General features: G+C 71.5%; 1 protein-coding gene and 1 pseudogene. Both read left to right on the top strand.

All coding sequences use genetic code 11. From position 1 onward, the window contains the following. Positions 1-282, top strand: a pseudogene (locus ABZY11_RS44155) (MBL fold metallo-hydrolase); the annotation flags it as partial. Between the two features lie 757 nt (positions 283-1,039). Then, the coding region (locus tag ABZY11_RS44150) for a helicase associated domain-containing protein (RefSeq protein WP_356484571.1) at positions 1,040-1,941 on the top strand (902 nt) is incomplete at its 3' end.

Below are 1,941 nucleotides of genomic sequence, written 5' to 3'. Positions count from 1 at the left end.
CACGTGCCCGGCCACACGCCCGGCTCGACGGTGTACGTGGTCTCCTCCGCCGGCCGCCGCGCCCTGCTGCTCGGCGACGTGGTGCACTCGGTCGTTCAGTTCAGCGAGCGGGACTGGGAGGTGATCTGGGACGTCGACCCAGCCGCCGCCTCGGCTGTGCGCAATCGCATCGCGGACGAGGCCGCCGACACCCACGATCTGCTCGTCGCCGCGCACTTTCCCAGTATGCGCTTCGGGCGGATCATCGCGGCCGACGGCAACCGTCGCTTCGTCGCTGTGTAGTTGCCAGGGATGGCGGTCACGGAGCCTTGACGGACGTGATGCGCACATCCTCGCCTTCGGGGTAGCTCGCGTTCCACCCGTGGAAAGGCCATGGGGCTGCCGCTGGGGCGTCCAGGATGTTCCAGCACGATTGCGCCGCGTGCTCGGGGAGGGCGGTGGGGATCTTCGCAGTCTGTGGGGAGAAGCGGACCGAGTACGGCTGACCGGTCACCGGCGCTTGCGCCGGAGTTCTTCCAAGCCCACGAAACCGGTCTCGTCACCGCCGGAGGCGAGGAACACGTCGGCTGCTGGCGCGGAGGCGAAGCGGCCTGCCGGATCCGGATGACCCCGTACAGCGTGGTGAGAGAAGGTGTGGCGGGACTTCTCCAAGGCCGTTGCCCGCTCCCAACCGAAGGCCGACACCACTGCGCCGCGCAGCGGGGCGCCACGCAGCTGGACGAGTAGTTCGGCGGGGGCACCGGGTCCGGGCGTGTACGGCGGGGTGGGGGACGGTCGACGGCATGGCGCTCGGCCCGGTGAGCGCGTGGAACCAGCGCTGGACGGCCGGGCGGGCTAGCTCCATGGCTGCGTCCAAGCAAGCCTGCCGCGGTGACCCGGCCCGCGTGTTCGATGAGCTCGATCTCGTGCGGGCTCTTGATCTCCTTGGCCCGTTAGAACAGTAGCTGGGTGTCGGCGAGTTCGACGCCCAGCAGGGCGGCGCGGACCTCGTCCAGGACCGCCGCCGGGATGCAGCGCCCGCCGACCACGCGACTGCCACGTGCCGCCCGGTGACGCCTACAAGGCCCTCTCGAAGGTCCTCGGGGCGCTGCGGGCGCACGACACGGACACCATCGAGGCGCTGGCCGATTTTCGCGTCCGCAGCGGCCGGGAGGACACCGACGACGAGGACCAGGAGCACGACGGCGAGGACGTCCTGGAGGACGGAGACGGCGACGTGGTGGTGAGCAGGGCGGCGGCCGGGGTACTGCGGTTCAGCGAGGTCCGCGGCCCCGCAGTCTTGGCCCAGTTCGTGCGGCTGCGGGTCATCGACCCGGAGGGCGCCTATTGGCGGCGTGGGATCGAGGCGGCCGGACGGTGGCTGCGCGAGACCGGGAACACTGTGTTGCGGGTGCCGTACACGGCCGTCACGCCGGAGGACTGGGGCGGCATCGGCGGGTACCCGCTCGGGCAGTGGATCGCCGACCAACGCCGCGCCTACACGGCCGGAACACTGGAGGCCGGGCGGGTCGCCGAGCTGGAGCAGCTCGGGATGGTGTGGTCGGAGCAGGAGGCGGCCTGGGCGGACGGGGTGGCCGTCGCCGAGGAGTACGCCGCGGTGCACGGCCACTTTCTGCCCCCGACACAGGCCCCAGATTCGCCCGCCCCGACCGGTTGCAACTCCTCTTCCTCCAGCACTGATGTACCTGGAGAAGCGTCCCGGGCCCGCAAGACACCGGCGGCGAAGGCCGGCGCGGACCTCCGCGGCGAGGTCCTTCTCACCCTCGCCCAACTGCGCCTGGCCACACCCCGCCAGTTCAAGGCCCTGCTGCTGCCCCACCAGCAGGACACCGACCACGTACGCCGCGCGCTGCGCAACCTGCTCGACGAATCCCCGGCCCTGGTCGGCCGGACCCACCGCGCTCAGCAGAGCTACTGGTACTGCACCCCGGCGGGCCTCGC

Source organism: Streptomyces sp. NPDC006510, assembly GCF_040611955.1.
GTDB lineage: Bacteria > Actinomycetota > Actinomycetes > Streptomycetales > Streptomycetaceae > Streptomyces.
Note: the sequence above shows the minus strand (reverse complement) of the source record. Positions and strands in the feature narration are given on the sequence as shown.